This window comes from Brevibacillus invocatus (assembly GCF_003710915.1).
GTDB lineage: Bacteria > Bacillota > Bacilli > Brevibacillales > Brevibacillaceae > Brevibacillus > Brevibacillus invocatus.
Window position 1 is genome coordinate 1 of record NZ_RHHR01000038.1, and the last position, 4,776, is coordinate 4,776.

General features: G+C 39.6%; 6 protein-coding genes and 1 pseudogene. 1 reads left to right on the forward strand and 6 read right to left on the reverse strand.

The annotated features are described in order from the left end of the window. The 5 genes and pseudogenes from EDM52_RS25755 to EDM52_RS19045 all read right to left on the reverse strand — a co-directional run. Nucleotides 1-172: transposase (locus EDM52_RS25755; RefSeq protein WP_148038782.1), on the reverse strand; the 172-nt coding region annotated here is incomplete at its 3' end. Between the two features lie 75 nt (nucleotides 173-247). Next, nucleotides 248-718: pseudogene (locus EDM52_RS19035) on the reverse strand (HD domain-containing protein); the annotation flags it as partial. A 173-nt stretch (nucleotides 719-891) separates the two neighbouring features. Beyond that, complete coding sequence (locus tag EDM52_RS25260) at nucleotides 892-1,548, reverse strand: hypothetical protein (RefSeq protein ID WP_245997133.1); 657 nt, start codon at nucleotides 1,546-1,548, stop codon at nucleotides 892-894. 13 nt (nucleotides 1,549-1,561) lie between these two features. Beyond that, nucleotides 1,562-2,842: a hypothetical protein gene (locus tag EDM52_RS19040; RefSeq protein ID WP_245997135.1), complete on the reverse strand. Its 1,281-nt coding sequence runs from the start codon at nucleotides 2,840-2,842 to the stop codon at nucleotides 1,562-1,564. Beyond that, nucleotides 2,811-3,086 carry a hypothetical protein gene (locus tag EDM52_RS19045; protein WP_122910536.1) on the reverse strand — a complete coding sequence of 92 codons (276 nt, stop codon included), beginning with the start codon at nucleotides 3,084-3,086 and terminating at the stop codon, nucleotides 2,811-2,813. Before EDM52_RS19045 ends, EDM52_RS19040 begins: the two co-directional genes overlap by 32 nt. 257 nt (nucleotides 3,087-3,343) lie before the next feature. On the opposite strand from EDM52_RS19045, the gene EDM52_RS19050 reads away from it, so the two are divergent. After that, nucleotides 3,344-3,547, forward strand: coding sequence for a helix-turn-helix domain-containing protein (locus EDM52_RS19050; protein WP_122910537.1), 204 nt, complete (start codon nucleotides 3,344-3,346; stop codon nucleotides 3,545-3,547). Between the two features lie 50 nt (nucleotides 3,548-3,597). Here EDM52_RS19050 and EDM52_RS19055 read toward each other — a convergent pair whose 3' ends face one another. Continuing rightward, nucleotides 3,598-4,128, reverse strand: coding sequence for an ECF transporter S component (locus EDM52_RS19055; protein ID WP_122910538.1), 531 nt, complete (start codon nucleotides 4,126-4,128; stop codon nucleotides 3,598-3,600). Between the last annotated feature and the right edge of the window lie 648 nt (nucleotides 4,129-4,776).

Sequence of the window (4,776 nt, forward strand, 5' to 3'; positions counted from 1 at the left end):
CCACAGCCATATTGAAATCCTCGAACTTTCCTGCATCTGCATCTTTCATCCAACGTTGGACGACATTGTAGTGGAGTTCGTATCTTCTGGCAACGGCAGCTCGATTTCCACTTTCCAGAGCTTCTTTTACCACTTGCATTTTAAACTCATTGGAGTATTGTTTTCGTTTCATTGTTGCCTTCCCCCTGTTCACATATAGTGTACTAAATTACACTCCATGTGTCCAAGTTTCCTAAGGGGCTATTGAGTAATAATACATATCTCGTAAAGTGTAATCTAACCTATCAGCACATAGTTTAGGAAGCGGTTGCTCTAGAATCGACCACATATCAATATTGAAGATATCGTCTAAATTAATATCGTGTTTTGTTAATATTGCAGGTATTTCTGAGTTCATAACGACATTCTCAAAAATCTTTTCATGGTAATTTTGCTCCTTAATGTCAAATACAAAATCAACAACGTGTGAAAAGGCGGTATGAGAAACATCATGGAGTAACCCTGCTATTTGTTCCTCAATAGTTCCACCTAACTTCCTGATTAATAACATGACTCCTAGCGAATGTTCATAACGGGTTACATTCCATTCATTGTTTACAAGGTAAGCTGCACCTGCTTGATGAATGTTTTTTAATCTTTGAATTGTTTCTGTATTAATAATTTCTGCTAGAACATCTTCAACCTCATATTGCCCATATAATTCATCATAAAGTTTCATTATTTTCTCACCTTTTGATTTTCAATTTTATTCATTTTATCATAAAATTCCCATTTAACAAACAAATGTTCCTGTTTTTATTCTTTATAAACTGAATGTTGATTATATTTATATTGGTAGTGAGAAACTGAAAAAAGCTTGGAAAATAACCAAGCTACAAGCCAGTTTATGAGCTATTTAAAGTAAATAATATCCTTCATACTAAATACTTTTTCAGTTATACCAAGTGATTGAGCAGGGGTTACTCTATTGCCTCCCCATTTATAGGTCATACAGAAGTTATAATACGTTCGAAGGATAGTAACGGCATATTGAGCATATTTCGGATTGAAATTTGCGTAGATATAGCTCTTCCCGTCTCCACGAGCAGTGACCAAAGGGCGTTCAAGAATTGAGATTCTTCTTCGCATCAGTTGCATGAAGTTATTTACTGCGTAATCGTTAACCTTCATCAACATATTGGCAACATGCTTCGTTTCTAATGTTGATATATCCGTTGTGCAATCGACCCAACGATACCCTTGGTCTTTCGTGGCGAGGGGATGTTCCAAAGGATTTTTTGCCCAACGATAATAGTCATTACCACCGATATGAACCGTTTCATGGAAATGATGATGTTTCAGGATTTCCACCAATTGATGATATGCCAATGCTGTAATAGAGCGGAAAGTATAGCCCTTGCTTGTCCCCCAAGTCTTTAAGTCTCGGATAGATTGTTCATATTCGGTATATGAGTCCCGAAGGCTTTTCCCTCGGTCAATTTTAAATAAGAAATGGTGTGTCACTCCTTCTCTTATTTCTTTTGAAAATACTCGGTAAATGGCAGACATCAGTGAATAATCTTCATCCGTTACAAATCTCCATTTTTTTTGTTTTTACTGCCTTTTGCAGATGCCAAAGCTGTGCAATCGTGGTGTATGTTGCGTTTACATGAAGTCCATCTATATACTTTTTTCGATTGTCAAACTCCTGTTGTAAGCTCATGTATGCAGACATTGTTTCCGTATCATGTGAAGTGGGGGGCTGTGGTGCGTAAGAGAAACGAAGCCGTGCATTTTTGCGAGCAAATTCGTGAAGGTGGTCTTCACATAATTCCTTCGTATCTCGCTCAATGTTATCTAAAGTAATGTCCCAATCGTATGCAACATCTGCTCGAAATACATAACGTGAATCCACATCAGCAGTAACAACGATATTCGTTTGCGGTTTCTTCACTTCAATCATGTCGAAAAACTTTGAACCGTGTCCTTTTTTTCGAACATTATTTAGGTTGTATTGTAACTTGTCTGTATTAAGCCAAAGAGAATCAAACTGTTTGTTTTGAAGAGGTACTTGTTCATGTCGCTCTAAGAACTCTAAGCACCTGCGATACATCCATTCCAGCTTTCGGTAATAGGTATCAGAACTTATTTTTAATATCTCGCAAACCCGTTTTACGGGTGTCCTGTTGAGGATAAGAGCTGCATAAGTAGGGAGGATATCGTTCCTCTGTTGATGATACGTTGTTGTTTCTCTGCGTTCAGGAAGGACGTTGGTTATCTTCTTACATGTCTTACACTGCCACTTCTGTGATTTTCCACTGCTTTTACCTCTTCGATAAAAGTGATTGGGAGTGGCAAATGGAGTCTTATCATGTTTTGTGCATGTCTCACGATGGAATTCGTACTTTGGCTCCCAATCCTGAACGCGGTCATGAGTAGCTAATCGTTTAATTTCCTCTGCAATTGACCAGTTAGATAGAGCATTCGTCGTACAATTCCATGTCACCTTCCCGATTGTCGTGGTAGGGTCTGGATTACACACTATCGCATGACTCGTACCACCGCGTGCTCCAGAAAGTCGGTAACGAGACGGTTTCCCTTTGACAGACTCGAATCGATGCTGTTCAAGACCAAACCATTTACAGTAGGGATTGTCACAACGATTCATTTGAATGTTGTGATATTTTCCCTCATAGGTTAATGAAACCGTTCTAAATAAAACGTCCCTATATTTTTTCGCGAAATCAACAGGAGCGAGCAGGGGATAGTCTGCCTGTCTCGAATGTATTTCACTATCGGATATAGGACGTTGAATCCCTATGATACGGTCATCAAGCACCGCGAGACGTTTCAGTTTCGTCAAGTTCTAATTCCTCCGTTTCATCCAATAACAGTACCTTGGACAAGGCTCTTTTGTTTCGCCTTTTGCCATGTATCCACTCGATAAAATGCTCGTCCTTTAAGATGTTTTTTAAGAATTGGTCCACACACTCATCTTCTGAGTAGCCTGTGTATTCGGCATAGTATTTAACGATATCTTTTGTATGCTCTGATACTTTCCAGTTTGCTTTTATATCTAAATTTGGCTTCGGTTTGATGAATTCCATTTACGATTTCTCCTTTTAAAATGACTTTCAAATTGACATAGATTTTGACATGAGTTATTCTCTCTTCATAAATTATTTCCAGTTCGTTAAAACCAATACATTTCCCTGCCAATATCAATGTCATTTATCAAAAATACCTTTGATAATAAGAAAAAAGGCGTGCTCGAACTTTTGCCAGTTCGCACGCCATTTTGTATTACTTTTTTGTTTTTGCACCTAAAAACCGAACCCGTTATACTGTGAGGGGGAGCTTTTTCATGCCTAGAAGTACATATAATGCTTTCGAGAAACTCGCCATTCTCGAAGAAGTATCAAATGGGGAAATTGGTTTCCTAGCAGGTGCGAAGAAATATGAGATTAACAAGACGACTTTAAAGAAATGGCAGCGTCGGTACAAGATGTATGGATATGAAGGGTTAGAGCGTCGTATTTTCGCCTGCATCAGTTTGTGTCAAAAATAACGCGCTCAGGTGATGACTTATCTCCTGAGCGCATTTTTGAGAACATCTATTTACATCTGCCCAATAATTTTCTTCAAACGCCATGCAATGGGCACTACAATGATACCTGCTGCTGCGACCTGAAGAACGTTTCCGGGGATGGAGCCGAATGGTTGAATCCAGTTGCTGTAGAGAATCACTTCGACAAAATAATAGCCTACAATTTTGATAATGAGTGCTGCGACCACTGCGAATGAATAAACAAGTACTTTTTTTCCAGGAACCTTTTCGGCGATGAGACCCGCTACATAGCCCATAGCCCCAACGATGACAAAAGTAAACGGCGCCCATGCAGTCCAGCCAGAGATCAGATCGAAGAGGGCCATTCCGAAAGCTCCTGCTACGGCTCCTGTTCGTTTGCCAAAAACAAAGGCGGCGATAAAAAGAGGCACATTGCCCAGATGAATTAAGCCGCCGTTCCCCATGATGGGAAGCCGGATATTGATAAACATCGTGGCTGCAAGGGTAAGGGCGATGAATAGGGCATTGATGACCAAGGTCTTCGTTTTGGTTGTGCTTCTTGGTGAAATAGTTGAATCCATAAGACAACTCCTTTCTTTTTTTACTATTACTATACTCGCAATCAGCTGCATAATAAATAGCCTTCCTAGTTTTTATCAGAGAAGGTGATCGTATTAGATCGTGAAAATGATGCTGCAGACTGCCGTGTGAAAAAGGGAAGGTGAAACGTCTTGACATTGAAGTTTACTCCAATGTTACTTTAATTTAACACAACGTGTGTTGTTCTTACCTCTCCACCATCAGGAATACGCCGATGCTACTCAAACCCGATGTTAAGCGGATTCTTCTTTCGTTTTTTGATCTTATTTTCTCATCCTGGTATCCCGGATCGGTTTAATGGTATCTAAAAGTCTGACTTACGAACGCGGGAAATATCTCGCGTTTTTTTATTTTCCAACCAAACAGCGAAAATCATAATAGTCCATTACTTTCCCTTCATCACCTATTACGTCAGAATAGCCATACTGCATCAGGGAAAGAATAGTACCGCTCGTACAACTCACGAGGAGGTGACGACCCGCCATGAACAAACTCACGCTGGCCGCACATGAATCACTGGAGATCCACGAAGTACTCAACTTCAAGACGCTTTGTCTAGCCAAATCGAAGCTGATGCAAGGTAATCGTATCCTTTTAAAAATTTGCTTTCAAATGAATCAATTTCATAA